Below are 19,294 nucleotides of genomic sequence, written 5' to 3'. Positions count from 1 at the left end.
GGTCTGGCTACACGCTCGTCATTTAGCGAGCCTCACGAGAGAAATGCGACGAACGGTAGTAAGCGGGAATGGTTTAAAAAGCAGCTCGGCGCAGCACCCACTGCCGGGTCACTGGAAGCGTATGTGTAGCCAGCGAGGACATACCCCCAGTCGCCTATACCTGACAGTAAGAGCCCGTGAGCCTCAGCCAGAGCGGACTTTGATGAAACCATGAGATCGAAACTCTCTCTCAATGGAATACCACCGAACGTACACTGCGCTTGGCGCGGTTGACCTTTTGAGACAAACCACGTAGACACAGAGCGAGAGAACTTTTTGCGTCACGATGATGGCATTTTGACTTCTCGCAAAGGTAGAAATTGAGATGCGCTATCCCTATAATATCGGCGCTTTTTTACGCATCATTTTTGATGAAGCACGATGATCAATGATCTCGTACGAAGGCCCTCTAGGCCATTTTTAAACCACTGACTCTTCCGGCCTGTGCAGGAGCACTTAGGTGAGTCGTCAATGAAGGATCATAGAATGTGGTTCCGAAAGCTCTTCAGAGCACTCTTCCCCACCAGGGTCAAAATCCCCGTTTATTCCTCCAAGGAAGCGGCCAGCAGCGTTGCTCGCAACGTGGTGCGCTCGTACGCACGTGGCAATGTTAATCTGCAACGTGGTCGCTACATGACCTCGGAACAGCTTGAAGCACGCAAGCAGAAGCTCGCTCAACACGCGTTCTGAGATCACCTTTCCCGTGACTATTCTGACTCTCCCTGACAGGCAGGAGATGGACCCGCGCACGCAAGCCAATGAGCTCGTGAGCCTGTTCCGTCTGGCCGAAAAGAAGATCAAGCTGGTTGAAAATCTCAACCAAGAACTCTCAATTCCTGCCATCAACGAGCTTCGCTATGCGGGCTTCCATATGGCTCAGTTCCTGGCTGATGGCAACGACGCAGTTGAGCAACTGAGCAAGGCTGAGAATCACTGCAAGCGCGCTATCTATGATGCTGTCGAAGCTGGAATCACTCACCAGCTCGAGATTATTGCTCAGTTCCAGATTGATTTTCGCCTACTGATCATCCGCGAAATCATTCCAGAGTATCCGGAGATTCAGAAGAAAGTCATTGCAGCCAAGAAGCTTATTCTGACGCCGCGCGAGCCAGAGGAACGAGGGGCTTACTATGAGCAATGCTCCGAGTATCTCGAAGAGCTTAGAGCAGCCCAGGAGGTGCTTGATCTGAATCGGGATGATCTGCTCAAAGCCCTGACCCGGATGAACCGCGTCACTATGGGCCAAGCCGCTACGATTTTTTCGCTGATCGCCTGCATTATCGCAGCGGTATACGCTGGCATGGGCTACCACAAGTCAAACGAGGCGCCATCGCCTCCAATCGTTGCTACGAACCAAGCACCAACATCGACAGCTCCATTGCTGACACCTCAACCCCCTCCTGCAAAAGATGCAGACACTCGCTCGCTCAAATGACTTCAGCGCAGTCAAGAAGGCCCTAAGGGCCTTTCTTGTTTCTCAGCATCTTGTCTTATACGGCCCAGCAATCTGGCCCCCGACACAACCAGTACAACTTCCCCCTCAACCCCACCCCAAACCCCATCTATCCTTCCCAACACCGCAGGAAGCGGCTCTCGTTATCAAGGAAGATCATGTCTCTCGCCATCGTCCACAGCCGCGCCCAGGTGGGTGTGGAAGCACCTGCCGTTACTGTCGAAGCCCATCTGGCCAACGGCCTGCCGACCCTGACGCTGGTCGGTTTGCCGGAAGGTGCGGTCAAGGAAAGCAAGGATCGGGTGCGTAGCGCCATTCTCAATTCGGGGCTGGATTTCCCGGCGCGGCGGATCACGCTCAATCTGGCTCCGGCGGATTTGCCGAAGGATGGTGGCCGTTTTGATCTGGCCATTGCGCTGGGTTTGCTGGGGGCCAGTGGGCAGTTGCCGTTATTGGCGTTACAGGATGTGGAATGTCTGGGCGAGCTGGCATTGTCGGGGGCGATTCGGCCGGTTCAGGGGGTGTTGCCTGCTGCGCTGGCGGCGCGGGCGGCAGAACGTACGCTGATCGTGCCGGCGGCCAATGCCGAAGAAGCATGCCTGGCTTCGGGGTTGCGGGTCATTGCGGTGAGTCATTTGCTGGAGCTGGTCGCACATTTCAATGGGCGCACGCCTATCCAGCCTTATCAGAGCAGCGGGCTTTTGCATCAGCCCAAGCCTTACCCGGATTTGAGCGAAGTTCAGGGCCAGACCGCCGCCAAGCGCGCCTTGGTGGTTGCAGCGGCCGGTGCGCATAACCTGCTTTTCAGCGGCCCGCCGGGCACGGGCAAAACCTTGCTGGCCAGTCGCTTGCCGGGGTTGTTGCCGCCGCTGGATGAGTACGAAGCGCTGGAGGTGGCGGCGATTCAGTCGGTGGCCAGTCAGGTGCCGCTGAGCAGTTGGCCGCAACGACCTTTCCGTCAACCTCATCACTCTGCTTCGGGGCCGGCATTGGTGGGCGGTGGCAGTCGCCCTCAACCTGGCGAGATAACATTGGCTCATCACGGCATTTTATTTTTAGATGAATTACCCGAGTTCGATCGTCGCGTTCTGGAGGTTTTGCGCGAGCCGCTGGAGTCTGGCCATATCGTGATTTCCCGGGCGCGGGATCGGGTGCGGTTCCCGGCGCGCTTTCAACTGGTCGCAGCCATGAACCCTTGCCCGTGCGGTTATATGGGTGAGCCCACCGGGCGGTGCCGTTGTTCGACCGAGCAGATCCAGCGTTATCGCAACAAGCTGTCCGGGCCGTTGCTGGACCGGATCGATCTGCACCTGACTGTCGCTCGCGAAGCCACTGCCCTCAACCCGGCACCGCAAACCGGCGACGACACCGCCAGCGCCGCCGCGTTGGTCGCAAAAGCCCGTGATCGCCAGCAAAGACGCCAAGGCTGCGCCAATGCCTTCCTCGATTTGCCGGGGTTGCGTGAGCATTGTGCGTTGTCGGCGGCGGATGAAACCTGGCTGGAAACGGCCTGCGAGCGATTGGCCCTGTCGTTGCGGGCCGCGCACCGGTTGCTGAAAGTGGCAAGAACCCTGGCGGATCTGGAGCAGGAGGATGCGATTGATCGTCGCCATCTGGCCGAAGCGTTGCAGTATCGGCCTGCGAGTAATTGAGATCGGTTTCTATGGCAGTTGTGTGCAGGAGACCTGCGGGTCTGCCGGTCGCTCCTTGCCGGTTCGCCAACGCCACCCTTATCGTTTGGCGACGAAAGCGGCAACTCCTCATCAGGAGAAGCGCTCTTGAATATGTCTATAAATCCACCCCACATCCCCACCCTCTTCATCCGCCACAAAACCCATCTGCACGCCATCCATCTGCAAGACAAGACAGGGTTCTGCGCCCGTGACCTCGGTCATTTGATGGGGATATTTCTGGATGAGTGCCGAACTCGCAAGCTCGCGCCGGACCAGCGCAAGACGCTGTGGCTTAGACGCTATGACGATATGCAGGAAACGTTGATGGTCTGCGAGTCGGGGGCGTATGCCTTGTGTCGATGAGTTTACTGAACTGGCAGAGCGAACCATGGACACGCTTGCGGGATATGCCTGAGATTCTGCTGGAGCAGTCACGTCAGGGTGTCGGGAAGACGATGCCGTGGTGGAGACGGTTATTGGCGTGAAGCCGTTCGCGAATGAATCCACCCCGCGTAGGAGCGAATTCATTCGCGAAAAACAGATCAACGGAAGCGATCAACCTCTTGGCGCAATTCAGACGCCAGGGAGTTGAGTTCTTCTGCGGTGATTGCCAGGTTGGACACCACTTCGCGTTGTTCGCTGTTGGCCATGGCGATGCTTTGCAGGTTGCTGCTCAGCATGGTGGCGGTGCTGCTTTGCTCTTGCGTGGCCGTGGTGATCGCGGCGAACTGGTGACCGGCGGAGCGGCTTTGTTCGTCGATCTGAGCCAGTGCAGCCGCAACCTTGGCGTTACGCGACAAGCCGTCCTGCATCAGGACGTTGCCCTGCTGCATGGTGCTGATGGCATTGCCGGTTTCTTGCTGGATGCTGGCGATCATGCCGGAGATTTCGTCAGTGGCCTGACGGGTACGCGAAGCCAGGCTGCGAACCTCATCGGCTACCACGGCAAAGCCGCGGCCTTGTTCACCGGCGCGGGCCGCTTCGATGGCTGCGTTGAGTGCCAGCAGGTTGGTCTGGTCGGCAATCGAGGTAATCACGCCGACGATGCTGCCGATTTCCTGGGAACGCTGGCCCAGGGTGTCGATCACGGTGGCGGTGCTGTTCAGCGAGGTTGCGATCTGTTGCAGCGCAGAAGAGGCTTCATCCATGGAGGTACGACCGATACGGGTCTGCTGCGCGTTTTCCTGCGCCAGACGCTCGGTGTTCTTCATGTTGTCAGCGATGTTCAGAGAGGTCGCGCTGAACTCTTCGACCGCGCCCGCCATGCTGGTGATTTCGCCGGACTGCTGCTCCATGCCTTCATAAGCGCCACCCGACAGGCCGGACAATGCGTGGGCACGGGTGCTCACTTCCTGGGCTGCGGTACGGATATGGGAAACCATGTTCGACAGGGCTTCGCTCATCTTGTTGAAGCTGCCTGCCAGTTGCCCGATCTCGTCGTGGCTGGAAACCTGCAAGCGGACGCTCAGGTCGCCGGAGCCCAAGGCATCGGCCTGACGCACCAGCTCGGACAATGGACGCAATTTAGTGCGCAGCAACCAGATGGCGCCGCCCACGGAAATCAACATCGCCAGCAGGCTGCCAATGGCCAGTTTGGTGCCTACGCTCCAGGTGACTTCGCTGATCTCGTCACCCGGCATGCTGGCCAATACAGTCCATGGGCCACCGCTGAATGGCTGACCCACGCTATAAAAGTCCTGCACGCCATCGTGCCAGAACAGACCTTTGCCAGGCTGCTTGACCGCTTCAGCTACAGACTTGGCTGCGTCATCAGGCGATTTGGCACCGGCTGGTGCGACCAACCAACGGCTTTGCTCGTCCAGCAATGCCAGCGAACCGGTCTTGCCGATACGGAAGTTTCTGAGGTTCTCGAACTGGGCGTTCTGCGCGTCGGTGTAATCGAAACCGACGAACAGGGCAGCAATGATCTTGCCGCTGCTGTCACGAACCGGGCTGTACTGAGTCATGTAGTAACGTTCGAACAATACCGCCTTGCCCACATACCCCTGACCGGCCATCAGGCGCTCATAGGCCGGGCCTTTGCGATCGAGCACGGTGCCGATGGCGCGAGTGCCGTCCTGTTTGCTCAGGGACGTGCTGATACGGATGAAGTCATCGCCGCTGCGCACGAAAATGGTGGCGACACCTGCCGTCAGACGACGAAATTCGTCGACCTCGGTAAAGTCGTTGTTCAGGGGCGTATCCCCCAGGTACAAACCCGGAGTCTGGGTCCCGGCCACGGTAACTGGCTTGTCGGTCTGCAGGCTCAGGCCGCCAGAAAAACGCTTTTCAAACAGCCCGCTCAGACGCTGCGTGCTGTCACGCAAGGTGCTGTGAAAAGTGTTGAGCTGGTCAGCGAGCAGGCGAGCCTCACTGGACATGTGTTCTTCACGGATGACAAGGTTGGCAGCGTCCAGAGATCGCAAAGCGAAAAGAGTGCTGCCGCTTATCACCACCGCAAGGATCACAGCCAAAGCAATACCGAGTTGCGAAGCAATCCGGGCACGGGGCTTGGACATAAAGGCTCCAGGCTGAATTATCGGGTTCGCCAACTCCCTGGCCGACCATCCAGCAAAATTCTAATAGGATTTGAGATTGAACCGTTTTGGACAAACGGCCTTTCATGAATGACTTCGGCTCAGAAGTGAAATACTTGAGTCAGCCTTACGGATATTAGCAAACAGATGGCAAATCGCCCAACCGCCCCACTATCTAAGTATTTCGACTTTCGGCAACTCCATCGCCTGAACCTCGCTCTGCAGAAAGTCACTTAATCGCCGTAACCGCTCTAGACCGGGTCTCGTCTTTGGCCAGACCAGATAATAGTTCTCGCCACTGAATACTGCCGTACGCCAGGGCAGGCTCAAACGACCTTGTGCCACATCTTCAGCAACCATCAATAAATCGCCCATCGACAGCCCGTAACCTCGGGCAGCCGCGATCATGCCCAGTTCCAGGGTGTCGAAAACCTGACCGCCCTTGAGCGAAACCTTGTCCGCCAGCCCCATGCGGTTCAGCCAGGTGCGCCAGTCACGCCGATCCGGTGTCGGGTGCAGCAGCTCGATACTGGCCAGCCGTTCGACATCCCAGGGCGGATCCTGCAGAAAGGCAGGGGCACCGACCGGGATCAGAAACTCCGGAAACAACAGGGTCGCCTCCCAGTCCGGCGGAAAATGTCCACGACTCAGGAGGACTGCACAATCGAAGGGCTCCTGGGAGAAGTCCACGGCGTCGATATCCATCCAGGCGCTGGTCAACTGGACTTCGTTGCCTACCTGGAGATGACGAAAACGACTGAGCCGTGCCAGCAGCCAGCGCATGGTCAGGGTCGAAGGCGCCTTCATGCGCAATATGCCTTCTTCAGTCTGTAACGTGCTGCAGGCACGCTCAAGCGCCTGAAAACCGTCTCTGACTCCGGGCAATAAGGCACGAGCGGCTTCAGTGAGCTGCAAGTTGCGGCCATTACGCTGAAACAGTCGGCAGGAAAAGTACTCTTCGAGCGTATGAATATGACGACTGACAGCACTTTGGGTAATCGACAGTTCTTCCCCCGCTCGCGTGAACGAGGTATGCCGAGCGGCCGCTTCAAAAGCGCGCAATGCATATAAAGGCGGAAGACTACGAGGCATATGAATATATCCACACAATAATGCGCCACTGTACGCCAAATACACTGACATGAGTTTTAATCATGCTGATGATCGGATTTATCGCTTTGTGCTTGAGCACTTGAATGCCGAGAATGTGCAGCCCATCAGTACACCTGAAGTAGAGCCTCGCCATCATGCAACAGCCCGCCCTCAAAGAACTCTGGATCATCCTGCGCCTGGCCGGGCCTTTGATCGCATCGCAGATGGCGCATATGCTGATGGTGTTCACCGATACCGTGATGATGGGCAAGATCGGGCCTGAAGCCCTGGCAGGCGGCGGTCTGGGCGCTGCTACCTACAGTTTTGTTTCGTTTTTCTGCGTAGGCGTGATGGCGGCAGTCGGCACGCTGGTTTCGATTCGTCACGGCGCAAACGATGCAGAGGGTGCGACCCGGCTGACCCAGGCCGGTCTATGGCTGGCATGGGGTATGGCGCTGGTGGCTGCGCTGCTGTTGTGGAACCTTGAGCCGGTTTTGCTCAGGTTTGGCCAGACCGAAGTCAACGTCCATATGGCCACTCAGTTCCTGACCACCCTGCCGCTGGCGCTTCCCGGCCTGCTCACTTTCATGGCCTTGCGCGGCTTCACCAGTGCCCTTGGACGTGCTGGCCCGGTAATGACCATCAGCCTGGCCGGAGCCGGGGCCAACTTCGCGCTCAATTACATGATGATCCATGGCTGGTTCGGTCTGCCGAATCTGGGCCTGATGGGCATCGGGCTGATCACGGCAATAGTGACCAATTGCATGGCACTGGCGCTGGCCCTGCATATCCGCCGCCATCCTGCTTATGCGGCCTATCCGATTCGCAAAGGACTGTGGCAGTTGTCCCGCAGCCACCTTAAGGAACTCTGGAACCTTGGCCTGCCAATTGGCGGAACCTACGCCGTGGAAGTTGGCCTGTTCACTTTTGCGGCGTTTTGCATGGGAGCCATGGGCAGTACGCAGATGGCTGCGCATCAGATCGCCGTACAGACCGTGTCCATGGCGTTCATGATTCCGGTCGGGATTTCCTACGCCGTCACCATGCGCATCGGTCAGCATTACGGTGCGGGTAATGTATTGATGGCTCGCACTGCCGGGCGGCTGGGCATTTCGTTTGGCGGGGCCGTGATGCTGATGTTCGGCCTGTTGTTCTGGCTCGCGCCTCATCAGGTCATCGGCCTGTTCCTTGACCTCGATGACCCGGCATTCACCGAGATCGTGATCCTGGCGGTCAAGCTGCTGGCCATTGCGGCGTGGTTCGAGCTGTTGGACGGCATGCAGACCATCGCCATGGGTGCCATTCGCGGCCTCAAGGACGCCAAGACCACCTTTCTGATCGGGCTGGTCTGCTACTGGCTGGTGGCAGCACCTGCGGCATGGCTGCTGGCCTTTTCGACCGATCTGGGCGCAGAGGGTGTCTGGTGGGGACTGGCGCTGGGCCTGCTATGTTCGGCGGTGGCGCTGACCTATGCCTTCGAGAAGAAGACCGCGCGGTTGATAAAAGTGAAGTCCAGGCAGGAGCCGCAAGACAATCTGGGTGCCATTCATCCCTGATGTAAGCGAATAGGGCGGGCTTTACACCTTATTCGCAGAGGGGTGCGCGCCTGTCGGCCGCTCCAGATAGTCAACCAGCTCAGCCATCGGCAACGGTCGGCTGATGAGGTAACCCTGCACCTGATTGCAACCAAAGCTGCGCAGCAGCGCCAGTTGCTCAGGGGTTTCCACGCCTTCGGCCACCACTTCCAGGCTCAGGTTATGGGCCAGGTTGATCATTGCGTGGACAAGCTTGCGATTTTCCTCACGCGGCTCCATTTCCCCGACAAAGCTTTTGTCGATCTTGAGCAGTTCGATCGGCAGGCTGTTAAGGTGCATGAAGGAAGAAAAGCCGGTGCCGAAGTCGTCCAGGGAAAAACGCACACCCAATCGGCGCAGCGCTTCCATGATCTGCCGCACCTGCTCACTGCTGCGCATGACCGACGTTTCGGTCAGCTCGAATTCCAGCCAGCGCGCATCGATTTTATGCTCGGTGATCAGGCGGCTGAGGGTCGGCAGAAGCTGGCTGTCCTGAAACTGCCGGAACGACAGGTTGATCGCCATGTGCAGCGGCGCAAAACCCCGGTCGCGCAAAGCCTGCATATCCCGCAAGGCCCGATGGATGACCCAGTAACCCAACGGCACGATCATGCCGCTCTGCTCGGCCAGAGGCACGAATTCGCTGGGCAGTAACAGCCCGCGCTCGCTGTGGCGCCAGCGCACCAATGCTTCCAGCCCCACAACCGCACCACTTTCCAGGCACAGGCGCGGCTGGTAATGCAGCTCAAGTTCGTCAGTACGCAAGGCCTTGCGCAGTTCGGCCTCAAGGTCCGCAAGACTGCGAGCGTTGCGGTTGATGCGGTGATCGAAGAGGCGGAAAGTGCAGCCCTGAAGGCTCTTGGCCTGACGCATGGCGATATGGGCGTGCCACATCAAGGCGTCGGCGCCGGTTTCGGACTGTGAATGAGTGATGCCAAGGCTGCAGCCCAGCAGCAGGCTTTCACCGTCGATCCAGTAGGGTTCGGACAACGCATCGGTAATGCGTCCGGCCAGTTGTACCGCACGTTCGGGCGTATGGCGGGTGTCGATCAGCAAAGCAAACTCGTCACCGCCCAGACGGGCGATCTGGTCCCCGATGTCCAGCTGGTTCCTGAGTCGTGCCACCACCTGCAGGATCAACCGGTCACCGGCCTGATGGCCCAGGGCATCGTTGGCGCGGCGGAAGTTGTCGAGGTCCAGGTGGCCCAGGGCAAAACCGGTTTTGTCGGCCAGACGGGCGGTCAGTAACGTCTGAAAACCCTGTCGGTTGGCGATACCGGTCAGCGGGTCCTGGCCGGCCAGGCGTTGCAGGGTGTCTTCCAGCGCTCCGCGCTCACGAACATGGCGCAGGCAGCGGCGAAGGGTATCGGCCGTCAGGCTTTCACGGACCAGCCAGTCGCTGGCCCCCATCGGCGCGACGAACGGTTCCTCTTCGAGCAGCATTACCGTCGGCAACAGGCAACTTGTGGCAGGGGGTTGCAGCTCGGGAGTGGTCAGCAGCAAGGAAGGACGCGGACTGTCAGGCTGCTTCTGGAAGGCGTCCCAGTCAGCGGCCTGATACAAAATGACCTCATCGCCCAGCGATGCCAGACAATTGCTCAAGAGCGCCAGCCATGCAGATTCTCGGGCCAACAGCAGCAATCTCAGGGGCTCGACAGGCACAGGCACGCTAACTCCTTAACTGCAAAGGAAAAACCGATTAACACCCAAACGAAAGGGTGTGACTGGTAGACGCACATTCGCGATGAGTCAAATGTAACAAAAACAAAAAATTTAGATAGCTGTCCCTGTCGTTCAACGATGAGCGCTGCATAAATGCGCGGGCCTGTTAAAATGCCCGACCTTTTTCGCAACAGACTACCCATACCGCCATGTCCCGACTCAATCCCCGGCAACAGGAAGCCGTGAACTATGTCGGCGGCCCTCTTTTGGTGCTCGCCGGTGCAGGCTCCGGCAAGACCAGCGTGATCACACGCAAGATCGCCCACCTGATCCAGAACTGCGGCATCCGTGCGCAATACATCGTTGCCATGACCTTTACCAACAAGGCCGCCCGGGAAATGAAAGAGCGGGTCGGCACGCTGCTGCGCGGTGGCGAAGGTCGCGGCCTGACGGTGTCGACGTTCCACAACCTGGGCCTGAACATCATCCGCAAGGAGCATGTGCGGCTGGGCTACAAGCCCGGTTTCTCGATCTTCGATGAGACCGACGTCAAGGCCCTGATGACCGACATCATGCAGAAAGAGTATTCGGGCGACGACGGCGTCGACGAAATCAAGAACATGATCGGCGCCTGGAAGAACGACCTGATCCTGCCGCCCGAAGCGCTGGCCAATGCCCGCAACCCCAAGGAACAGACCGCCGCCATCGTCTACACCCACTACCAGCGCACGCTCAAGGCGTATAACGCCGTGGACTTCGACGACCTGATCCTGCTGCCGGTCAAGCTGTTCCAGGAACACGCCGACATTCTGGAAAAGTGGCAGAACAAGGTCCGCTACCTGCTGGTGGACGAATACCAGGACACCAACGCCAGCCAGTATCTGCTGGTCAAGCTGCTGATCGGCACTCGCCACCAGTTCACGGTGGTGGGCGACGATGACCAGTCGATCTATGCCTGGCGCGGTGCGCGGCCGGAAAACCTGATGCTGCTCAAGGATGACTATCCGTCCCTGAAAGTCGTGATGCTGGAGCAGAATTACCGCTCCACCAGCCGCATCCTGCGTTGCGCCAACGTGCTGATCTCCAACAACCCGCACGCCTTCGAGAAGCAACTCTGGAGTGAAATGGGTCACGGCGACGAGATCCGCGTGATCCGCTGCCGCAACGAAGACGCCGAAGCCGAGCGGGTGGCGATGGAAATCCTCACCCTGCACTTGCGCACCGACCGGCCCTACAGCGACTTCGCCATCCTCTATCGCGGTAACTATCAGGCCAAGCTGATCGAGCTGAAATTGCAGCACCATCAGGTTCCCTATCGCCTGTCAGGTGGCAACAGCTTCTTCGGCCGCCAGGAAGTGAAGGACCTGATGGCCTATTTCCGCCTGTTGGTGAACCCGGACGACGACAACGCCTTCCTGCGCGTCATCAACGTCCCGCGCCGGGAAATCGGTTCCACGACCCTGGAAAAACTCGGCAACTACGCCACCGAGCGCAAGGTTTCGATGTACGCCGCCACCGAGGAAATCGGTCTGGGCGAACATCTGGACAGCCGTTACACCGATCGCCTGCAACGCTTCAAACGCTGGATGGACGGCGTACGCCAGCAATGCGCGCAAAACGACCCTATCGCGGCACTGCGCAGCATGGTCATGGATATCGATTACGAGAACTGGATTCGCCAGAACAGCTCCAGCGACAAGGCCGCCGATTACCGCATGGGCAACGTCTGGTTCCTCATCGAGGCACTGAAGAACACCCTGGAAAAAGACGAAGATGGCGGCATGACCATCGAAGAGGCCATCGGCAAGCTGGTCCTGCGCGACATGCTCGAACGCCAGCAGGAAGAGGAAGACGGTGCCGAAGGCGTGCAGATGATGACCCTGCATGCTTCCAAAGGGCTGGAATTTCCTTACGTGTTCATCATGGGCATGGAAGAAGAAATCCTGCCACACCGCTCCAGCATCGAAGCCGACACCATTGAGGAAGAGCGCCGTCTGGCCTACGTGGGCATCACCCGCGCACGACAGACGCTGGCGTTCACCTTTGCCGCCAAGCGCAAGCAATACGGCGAGATCATCGACTGCGCGCCAAGCCGCTTTCTCGATGAGCTGCCACCGGACGACCTGGCCTGGGAAGGCAACGACGATACGCCAACCGAAGTAAAGGCCGTGCGCGGCAATACGGCACTGGCGGACATCCGCGCCATGCTCAAGCGCTGACACCTGAACAGAAAACGATCAACCAATGCGCACTGGCGCACCCAAGGAACCGAAGTGGAAGCACTGCACAAGAAAATTCGCGAAGAAGGCATCGTACTTTCCGATCAGGTCTTGAAGGTCGATGCGTTTCTCAACCATCAGATCGACCCGGCACTGATGAAAGCCATCGGTGACGAGTTCGCCAGGCTGTTCGCGGATGCAGGCATCACCAAGATCGTCACCATCGAAGCCTCGGGCATCGCTCCGGCAGTGATGGCCGGCCTGAACCTCGGCGTGCCGGTGATCTTTGCCCGCAAGCATCAGTCGCTGACCCTGACTGAAAACCTGCTGTCGGCTACGGTCTACTCCTTCACCAAGAAGGTCGAAAGCACCGTCGCCATCTCGCCACGGCACCTGAACAGCAACGACAACGTGCTGATCATCGATGACTTCCTGGCCAACGGCAAAGCGTCCCAGGCCCTGATCTCGATCATCAAGCAGGCAGGCGCCAGGGTTGCCGGGCTGGGTATCGTGATCGAGAAGTCCTTTCAGGGCGGTCGTGCCGAACTGGATGCACAGGGTTATCGCGTTGAATCCCTGGCACGGGTGGAGTCGCTGGCGAACGGCGTGGTGACTTTCAAGTAGAACGTCCACGCTGCCTGTCTACGCTTGCACAGGTAACAGCCATTTACGGCCATGGAGACACCACAATGATCATTGGGGAAGGGCTGTATGTCGAAGGACTCTTCGACAGCCACACATGGACCATCAGTTATCTGGTGATGGACCTGGCCAGCAAGCAATGCGCGCTGATCGACAGTGTGCTGGACTACGATCCGAAATCCGGGCGTACCCGCACCGAATCGGCAGACCGTCTGATCGAGCGGGTCAGGACCCTGGACGCTTCGGTGCAGTGGATACTGGAAACCCATGTCCATGCGGACCATGTGTCGGCAGCGCCCTATCTGAAACAGCAGTTGGGCGGACAGATCGCCATCGGCAGCCACATCACGTCCGTGCAGCAGGTCTTCGGCAAGCTGTTCAATGCCCCTGAGGACTTCGCACGGGACGGAGCCCAGTTCGATGTACTGCTGGATGACAACAGCGTATTTACCATCGGTTCGCTTCAGGCCCGGGCACTGCATACACCCGGTCATACGCCCGCTTGCATGACCTATCTGGTACAAATCGGCGACGAAACAGTCGCATTCGTTGGCGATACGCTGTTCATGCCTGACTATGGCACCGCCCGTTGCGACTTCCCCGGCGCCGATGCGCGCACGTTGTATCGCTCCATTCAGAGGATCCTCAGCCTGCCGCCGCAGACCCGGCTGTTCATGTGTCATGACTACCTGCCCAATGGCCGCGAGCTGCAATACATGACCACCGTTGCCGAACAACGCGCCAATAATATCCATGTGCATGAAGGCATCGACGAAGACGCTTTCGTCACCATGCGCGAGGCACGGGATGCGACCCTGGAAATGCCGGTCCTGATGCTGCCGTCGGTGCAGATCAACATGCGCTGCGGCCACTTCCCCGCGCCGGAAGACAACGGCGTCAGCTACCTGAAAATCCCGCTTAACGTTCTTTGAATCGCTGTGTGCGTCCGGAAAGCCTGAAATGAACCCGATATTCCTCACTCATCCTGAACGTGTCGTCAGTCGGCATGGATGAGCATCAACTGCTGGGCGCAGGCCTGGGGGCAATCGTAGGAGCCATACTGGCACTGACCGGTGCAGGCGGTGGCATTCTGGCCGTGCCGTTGTTGGTCTTCGGGCTCGGGCTGTCCATGGTCGAGGCCGCGCCCATCGGTTTGCTGGCCGTGGGTCTGGCGGCAGCACTCGGAGCGTTTCTGGGCTTGAGGCAAGGCATTGTCCGCTACCGCGCCGCGCTCTATATCGCCGGGATCGGTGTGCTCATGTCGCCACTGGGCCTGTGGCTCGCACATCGCTTGCCCAATACGCCGCTGGCGCTGATCTTCGCCGTCGTGATGGTGTACGCCTGCGGGCGGATATTTCTCAAGGCCACCCGCGAGTTGAAATACGGACCACCGGCCTGCCGCAAGGAAGTTCTGCCCTGCGTGCTCAACCCGCTGCAAGGCAGATTGCGCTGGACGATGCCCTGCATTCGGGCGCTGACACTCACCGGCATGACGGCAGGACTGCTGTCGGGACTGATCGGAGTCGGTGGTGGATTTGTCATCATCCCGGCGCTGACCCGCTACAGCGACCTGAACATGAAAAGCGTTGTCGCCACGTCGCTGGCAGTCATTGCGCTGGTCTCCACCGGCAGCGTCATCAGCGCCTCCGTGGCGGGCGTGATGCACTGGAGCGTCGGCGCGCCCTTCGCGGCCGGAGCGATCATCGGCCTGATAGGCGGCAGACAGGTCAGCGGCTATCTCGCCGGCCCACGCTTGCAGCAACTGTTCGCCATTGCAGGCTGGATTGCCGCAGCCATGCTGGTGTTCAGCGCACTCAAGGCAGTCCTCTGAGCAACATTCAGAACGTTGATCCGGCAGAGTTGTGCAACCCGGCCAGCAGCAGGCGCTGGTACAACTCTTCCTTCAGACCTTGAGGCTCGTCGAGTTGCATGCGCTGCAAGTGCTCGATATAAGCCGAAGGCTCAGGCGCATCCAGCGTGGCCTTGCCCAGCTCCAGAATCTCGGTGAGCTTGAATTTGCTTTTGAGCCAGTTCAAGGCCCGCAGCAGATCACGCTCTCGTGCAGTGAAATCGCAGCCCAGCGGATATTCGGTGAACAGCGCCGGATAGCGGGACGCAATGTCCTTCAGGCGCTCGGGCGTGTTCTGGGTAAAGCGCGGGTCGAGATGAAAACCTTTCGGCAGCTTGCCAGCCTTTTGCGCCTGCTCGATCAGGCCGTTCTGAAAGCGCGAGTCACTGATATTCAGCAGTCGCTCGATCACCGTGGCGTCGGTCTGGCCACGCAGGTCGGCAATCCCGTACTCGGTCACGACGATATCGCGCAGGTGACGGGGAATGGTCGCGTGGCCGTATTCCCAGACGATATTGGAAGTAATCTCGCCGCCCGACTCCCGCCAGCTGCGCAGGATCAGAATCGAACGTGCATCTTCCAGCGCATGAGCCTGGGAAACGAAGTTGTACTGGCCGCCGACGCCACTGAGCACACGCCCGTCTTCCAGTTGATCGGACACCGCCGCACCCATCAGGGTCATGGTGAAAGCGCTGTTGATGAAACGCGCATCCCGACGTTGCAGGCGCTTGAGCTCTTCGTCGCCGTACAGTTCGTTGATGTAACTGATGGCGGTCATGTTGAACTGCGCCAGTCGCTCGGCTGGCAACTCACGCAGGCGCTCATAAAAACTCAGCGGGCCAAGGAAGAACCCGCCATGCAGCACAACGCCATCCGGGTGAGCACTTTCATCAAGGGTTCCCAGATTGGCCAGACGCTGCAACTCGGCATCGGCATACACCTTGCGCCGCACAATCCCCGCGTCGGCCAGCACCAGCAGGCCGTTGACGAACATTTCGCTGCATCCGTAAAGCCCGCTGGCAAAAGACTGGACGCCGCCTTCGCGATCAATCAGGGTCTGCCAGTTGCTCATGTTCAGCTCCGCGAGCAACCCGCTGTAGGTTTCGTTATTGGCTTGTCGGGCCAGCAGCGCCGCGGTCAGCGCGTCGCCCATGGAACCGATGCCGATCTGCAAAGTACCGCCATCGCGAACCAGGGTGCTGGCATGCAGACCGATGAAATGATCCTGAAAGCCCACCGGCATATTGGGCGTCGAGAACAGGACGTTGCGCTCCCGCTCATCCAGCAGCAGATCGAAGGCATCGGCATCCAGCTCGGAATCGCCGGGCATATAGGGCAGATCGGCATGGATCTGTCCCAGCATCAGAATCGTCTCGCCTGCGGCCCGTCGCTTGGCGACCATCGGCAGCAGGTCGAGGGTTACGTCGGGATTACAGCTCAGGCTCAACTTGCCGGGCCGTTGCTCATCGTGAGCGACCAGTTGAGCAATCAGGTTCAGGCCACTGGCATTGATGTCCCGGGCCGCATGGCTGTAATTGCTGCTGACGTAGCTCTGCTGGGCCGCTTCGCTGTTGAGCAGGCTGCCCGGCTGCATGAAGAATTGCTGGATGTGAATGTTCGGCGGCAGATCGTCACGGCGCAGTGCCGACAGGAACTCCAGCTCAGGATAATCCCCGAAAACCCGCTCCAGAAACGGCTCCAGAAAACGCCCCTGCAACCCCTCACCCGCCGGCGGCCGCCCCAGGCTCAACGCGGTATAAATCGTCAGTTGCCGCTCGGGAAGCTGACTGACGCGCTCGTACAACGCATTGACGAACCGATTGGGCTTGCCCAACCCCAGAGGCATGCCCATGTGAATATGCTCGGGCAACTGCGCGAGGACATGATCGACGGCTTGCTCAATGGAACAGGACTTGGGCATCCGAACTCTCCGGGGTTGTGGCTGGATGGAGGTTGGACCGATGTTCTCGTGAAAGTGCTGCAAATATGCTGAGCATTGGATCTGGAGCGAATTCATTCGTGAGAGGCCGGTACATTCGACAGATAATGTGCAGCCATCTTCGCGAATGAATTCGCTTACAGGTCCAGTCGTTCAGGACTTACTTAAGCCCAGACATCTTCTGAATCGCACCTTTAAGGTCTTCATCGGTGCAGTCGCCACAGGTGCCTTTGGGTGGCATGGCGTTGAGGCCGGTGATGGCTTTGGCCAACAGGCCATCAAGGCCGCCTTCTTTCTTGGCTCGCTCTTCCCAGGCGGGGGTATCGCCGATCTTGGGTGCATTCAGCAGCCCGACGCTGTGGCAGGCGGTGCAGTGCTTGGCGATGACATCGTCGGGGGATTTTGCGCTGCCACCACCGGCTGAAGCGGTGACTGCAATACCTGCGCATTCCTTGCCTTGAACACAGACCTGCCCGACCGGCTCAAGTCGTTTGGCGATTTCATCATTCGTCGCTGCCTGAGCGTTGAATGCCCAAAAAGCCAACATGGCAGCCACTGCCAGTCTCTTGTTTATCAGGTTCACGCTTACACCCTCATGGTGACTAATCACGCCCGCGACCACGGTCTGGCAGGCGGGCGAATTATAGCGACTAGCCTTTGGAGCCGAAACACCCCTACAGACAGAAAGGTTATTAGCCTTGAAGCCCGTTTATGGCGTGTCTGGCCAGCCAGCCCTTGTACATGAGGCGATTGCGCTACTTCTGGTCAAAAATTGGCCGGGGTGGCTGCGCTGATTAGTCGCGCCGGCACATCGAACGGATTACGGAATCGATGCGGTTTGGTGCTCTCGAAATAGTAGCTGTCGCCCGCTTCGAGGATGTAGGTGTCCAGACCGACGACCAGCTCCAGTCGTCCTTCGACCAGAATTCCGGTTTCCTCGCCTTCATGCACCAGCATCTCTTCACCGGTATCGGCGCCTGGTGGATAGATTTCGTTGAGAAAGGCGATGGCCCGGCCAGGATGCGACTTGCCCACCAGCTTCATGGTAACGGCACCGTCCGAGATATCGATCAACTCGCTGGCCTTGTAGACCACCTGAGTCGGATTTTCCGGTTCAAGCTCTTCGGAAAAGAACTCGACCATGGACATGGGAATCCCGCCGAGCACCTTGCGCAGGGAACTGATCGAGGGGCTGACGCTGTTTTTCTCGATCATGGAAATGGTGCTGTTGGTCACACCTGCCCGCTTGGCGAGTTCACGCTGGGACAGGCCCTTGAGCTTGCGAATGGATTGCAGTCGTTCACCGACGTCCAATGCGGCATTCCCCCTGGTTCGGTAAGGTTAAAGTCGAGATGAACGCCATGATGGCAACAGCGTTCAGTATTTACAACACCTCAGACTTTTAACCCGGCCAGCGGGCTCACTCTGGTGAGTAGACCCTCGGGACGCGCCGCAGATTGCAGAAGATCTGGTAAGGAATGGTGCCAGCATGCGCCGCCACATCACTGGCCAACACGTTCTTGCCCCACAGCTCGACATGACTCCCGAGCCCCGCCTGAGGCAGATCGGTCAGGTCAACGCAAAGCATGTCCATGGAAACACGCCCCAGCAAACGGCTCGGCTTGCCATCGATCCAGACTGGCGTGCCAGTAGTCGCATGGCGCGGATAACCATCGGCATACCCCATGGCGACCACACCGACCCGGGTCGGGCGCTCGGTAACGAAGATGGCGCCATAACCCACAGGCTCGCCAGCGGGCAGTTCGCGTACACCGATGATCTTCGACTCCAGAGTCATGACCGGCTGCAGCCTATCGGCCAGCGCCTGGGACTGATCGAAGGGCGTAGCGCCGTACAGCATGATGCCGGGGCGCACCCAGTCGCTGGGGATGTGCGGCCAGCCCAGAACGGCTGGCGAGTTGCGCAGGCTGACTTCCGCGACCAGTCCCTGACGTGCGGCTTCAAACACGGCCATCTGCTCGTCGCTACGGGAACACCCCAGTTCGTCGGCACGGGCGAAGTGGCTCATCAGAACGATCTTCGCCACTTTGCCCGTCGCCAGCAGGCGTTGATAGCCCGCCTGAAATTCGGACGGATGCAGACCGACCCGATGCATGCCGGTGTCGAGCTTGAGCCACACCGTCAGCGGCTTGCCGATACTGGCCTTTTCGATGGCTTCCAGCTGCCACTGGGAATGCACGACGAACCACAGGTCATGCTGGACGATCAGCGCCAGTTCGTCGGCCTCGAAAAAGCCTTCCAGCAACAGGATCGGCCCACGAATGCCCGCTTCGCGCAGTTCCAGTGCCTCTTCGATGCAGGCCACGGCAAAACCGTTGGCTTCGGCCTCCAGTGCCTGGGCGACACGCACCGCGCCATGGCCATAGGCATCGGCCTTGATGACGGCGAGGGCTTTGGCGCCGGTCGCTTCGCGGGCCAGTCGGTAGTTGTGACGCAGGGCTTGAAGATCAATCAGGGCGCGAGCTGGACGCATGGGAAGAGAGTTCTGATATTGGAAAATTTAAAATTCATGTAGGAGCGAATTCATTCGCGAAAGCCAAACCCAACACATCCCTGCAGTATGTGGTCGAACTTCGCGAATGAGTTTCCTGCGA

The 19,294-nt window shown here is 58.9% G+C and carries 16 protein-coding genes and 1 pseudogene; 9 read left to right on the top strand and 8 right to left on the bottom strand.

All coding sequences use genetic code 11. The features are described 5' to 3' along the window. Positions 1 to 525: 525 nt before the first annotated feature. From KGD89_RS00910 to KGD89_RS00895, 4 genes are all read left to right on the top strand, one after another. Complete coding sequence (locus tag KGD89_RS00910; protein WP_025257949.1) at positions 526 to 729, top strand: hypothetical protein; 204 nt, start codon at positions 526 to 528, stop codon at positions 727 to 729. A 13-nt stretch (positions 730 to 742) separates the two neighbouring features. After that, on the top strand, positions 743 to 1,474 hold the full coding sequence (locus KGD89_RS00905) for a hypothetical protein (protein ID WP_143008712.1): 732 nt from the start codon (positions 743 to 745) through the stop codon (positions 1,472 to 1,474). A gap of 176 nt (positions 1,475 to 1,650) precedes the next feature. Beyond that, positions 1,651 to 3,144: a YifB family Mg chelatase-like AAA ATPase gene (locus tag KGD89_RS00900; RefSeq protein WP_025257947.1), complete on the top strand. Its 1,494-nt coding sequence runs from the start codon at positions 1,651 to 1,653 to the stop codon at positions 3,142 to 3,144. 126 nt (positions 3,145 to 3,270) lie between these two features. Beyond that, positions 3,271 to 3,528 carry a BRO-N domain-containing protein gene (locus KGD89_RS00895; RefSeq protein WP_236250093.1) on the top strand — a complete coding sequence of 86 codons (258 nt, stop codon included), beginning with the start codon at positions 3,271 to 3,273 and terminating at the stop codon, positions 3,526 to 3,528. A gap of 179 nt (positions 3,529 to 3,707) precedes the next feature. Here the strand turns inward: KGD89_RS00895 and KGD89_RS26280 are convergent, their stop codons facing one another. From KGD89_RS26280 to KGD89_RS00885, 3 genes and pseudogenes are all read right to left on the bottom strand, one after another. Beyond that, entirely contained in the window at positions 3,708 to 4,430 is a 723-nt protein-coding gene (locus KGD89_RS26280; protein ID WP_374004995.1) for a methyl-accepting chemotaxis protein, read from the bottom strand. Between the two features lie 180 nt (positions 4,431 to 4,610). Continuing rightward, a pseudogene (locus KGD89_RS26275) lies at positions 4,611 to 5,546 on the bottom strand (Cache 3/Cache 2 fusion domain-containing protein); the annotation flags it as partial. A gap of 327 nt (positions 5,547 to 5,873) precedes the next feature. Further along, positions 5,874 to 6,794, bottom strand: a complete 921-nt coding sequence (locus tag KGD89_RS00885) for a LysR substrate-binding domain-containing protein (RefSeq protein WP_025257944.1) — start codon at positions 6,792 to 6,794, stop codon at positions 5,874 to 5,876. A 155-nt stretch (positions 6,795 to 6,949) separates the two neighbouring features. Here KGD89_RS00885 and KGD89_RS00880 point away from each other — a divergent pair, with 155 nt between their 5' ends. Continuing rightward, entirely contained in the window at positions 6,950 to 8,350 is a 1,401-nt protein-coding gene (locus KGD89_RS00880) for a NorM family multidrug efflux MATE transporter (protein ID WP_025257943.1), read from the top strand. 21 nt (positions 8,351 to 8,371) lie between these two features. Here KGD89_RS00880 and KGD89_RS00875 read toward each other — a convergent pair whose 3' ends face one another. Continuing rightward, positions 8,372 to 10,036: a putative bifunctional diguanylate cyclase/phosphodiesterase gene (locus tag KGD89_RS00875; RefSeq protein WP_025257942.1), complete on the bottom strand. Its 1,665-nt coding sequence runs from the start codon at positions 10,034 to 10,036 to the stop codon at positions 8,372 to 8,374. 203 nt (positions 10,037 to 10,239) lie between these two features. Here KGD89_RS00875 and rep point away from each other — a divergent pair, with 203 nt between their 5' ends. The 4 genes from rep (at position 10,240) to KGD89_RS00855 (ending at position 14,722) form a co-directional block, all read left to right on the top strand. After that, entirely contained in the window at positions 10,240 to 12,249 is a 2,010-nt protein-coding gene (rep, locus tag KGD89_RS00870) for a DNA helicase Rep (RefSeq protein ID WP_025257941.1), read from the top strand. Positions 12,250 to 12,303: 54 nt separating this feature from the next. Beyond that, positions 12,304 to 12,873, top strand: a complete 570-nt coding sequence (locus KGD89_RS00865; RefSeq protein ID WP_025257940.1) for a xanthine phosphoribosyltransferase — start codon at positions 12,304 to 12,306, stop codon at positions 12,871 to 12,873. A gap of 65 nt (positions 12,874 to 12,938) precedes the next feature. Beyond that, a complete protein-coding gene (locus KGD89_RS00860) occupies positions 12,939 to 13,823 on the top strand; it encodes an MBL fold metallo-hydrolase (RefSeq protein ID WP_025257939.1) in 885 nt (294 codons plus the stop codon). 74 nt (positions 13,824 to 13,897) lie between these two features. Next, a complete protein-coding gene (locus KGD89_RS00855; protein WP_025257938.1) occupies positions 13,898 to 14,722 on the top strand; it encodes a sulfite exporter TauE/SafE family protein in 825 nt (274 codons plus the stop codon). A 7-nt stretch (positions 14,723 to 14,729) separates the two neighbouring features. On the opposite strand, the gene KGD89_RS00850 is transcribed toward KGD89_RS00855, so the two are convergent. The 4 genes from KGD89_RS00850 to alr form a co-directional block, all read right to left on the bottom strand. Further along, entirely contained in the window at positions 14,730 to 16,661 is a 1,932-nt protein-coding gene (locus KGD89_RS00850; protein WP_025257937.1) for an acetyl-CoA hydrolase/transferase C-terminal domain-containing protein, read from the bottom strand. A 178-nt stretch (positions 16,662 to 16,839) separates the two neighbouring features. Further along, positions 16,840 to 17,262, bottom strand: a complete 423-nt coding sequence (locus tag KGD89_RS00845; RefSeq protein WP_025257936.1) for a c-type cytochrome — start codon at positions 17,260 to 17,262, stop codon at positions 16,840 to 16,842. A gap of 182 nt (positions 17,263 to 17,444) precedes the next feature. Further along, the gene (locus tag KGD89_RS00840) at positions 17,445 to 17,993 is read right to left on the bottom strand and encodes a cupin domain-containing protein (protein ID WP_025257935.1); all 549 of its coding nucleotides are present in this window, start codon (positions 17,991 to 17,993) and stop codon (positions 17,445 to 17,447) included. A 106-nt stretch (positions 17,994 to 18,099) separates the two neighbouring features. Beyond that, positions 18,100 to 19,173, bottom strand: a complete 1,074-nt coding sequence (alr, locus tag KGD89_RS00835) for an alanine racemase (RefSeq protein ID WP_025257934.1) — start codon at positions 19,171 to 19,173, stop codon at positions 18,100 to 18,102. Positions 19,174 to 19,294: the final 121 nt, after the last annotated feature.

It is taken from the genome of Pseudomonas cichorii (assembly GCF_018343775.1).
Lineage (GTDB): Bacteria > Pseudomonadota > Gammaproteobacteria > Pseudomonadales > Pseudomonadaceae > Aquipseudomonas > Aquipseudomonas cichorii.
This window is presented reverse-complemented; position numbering and strand designations above follow the sequence as displayed.

What these genes read in the sequence shown, in the direction of transcription:
- KGD89_RS00910 (WP_025257949.1), top strand. Translation starts at nt 526, where the DNA reads ATGTGGTTCCGAAAGCTCTTCAGAGCACTCTTCCCCACCAGGGTCAAA.
- KGD89_RS00900 (WP_025257947.1), top strand. Translation starts at nt 1,651, where the DNA reads ATGTCTCTCGCCATCGTCCACAGCCGCGCCCAGGTGGGTGTGGAAGCA.
- KGD89_RS26280 (WP_374004995.1), bottom strand. Translation starts at nt 4,430, where the DNA reads ATGGCGGGCGCGGTCGAAGAGTTCAGCGCGACCTCTCTGAACATCGCT.
- KGD89_RS00885 (WP_025257944.1), bottom strand. Translation starts at nt 6,794, where the DNA reads ATGCCTCGTAGTCTTCCGCCTTTATATGCATTGCGCGCTTTTGAAGCG.
- KGD89_RS00880 (WP_025257943.1), top strand. Translation starts at nt 6,950, where the DNA reads ATGCAACAGCCCGCCCTCAAAGAACTCTGGATCATCCTGCGCCTGGCC.
- rep (WP_025257941.1), top strand. Translation starts at nt 10,240, where the DNA reads ATGTCCCGACTCAATCCCCGGCAACAGGAAGCCGTGAACTATGTCGGC.
- KGD89_RS00860 (WP_025257939.1), top strand. Translation starts at nt 12,939, where the DNA reads ATGATCATTGGGGAAGGGCTGTATGTCGAAGGACTCTTCGACAGCCAC.
- KGD89_RS00855 (WP_025257938.1), top strand. Translation starts at nt 13,898, where the DNA reads ATGGATGAGCATCAACTGCTGGGCGCAGGCCTGGGGGCAATCGTAGGA.
- KGD89_RS00850 (WP_025257937.1), bottom strand. Translation starts at nt 16,661, where the DNA reads ATGCCCAAGTCCTGTTCCATTGAGCAAGCCGTCGATCATGTCCTCGCG.
- alr (WP_025257934.1), bottom strand. Translation starts at nt 19,173, where the DNA reads ATGCGTCCAGCTCGCGCCCTGATTGATCTTCAAGCCCTGCGTCACAAC.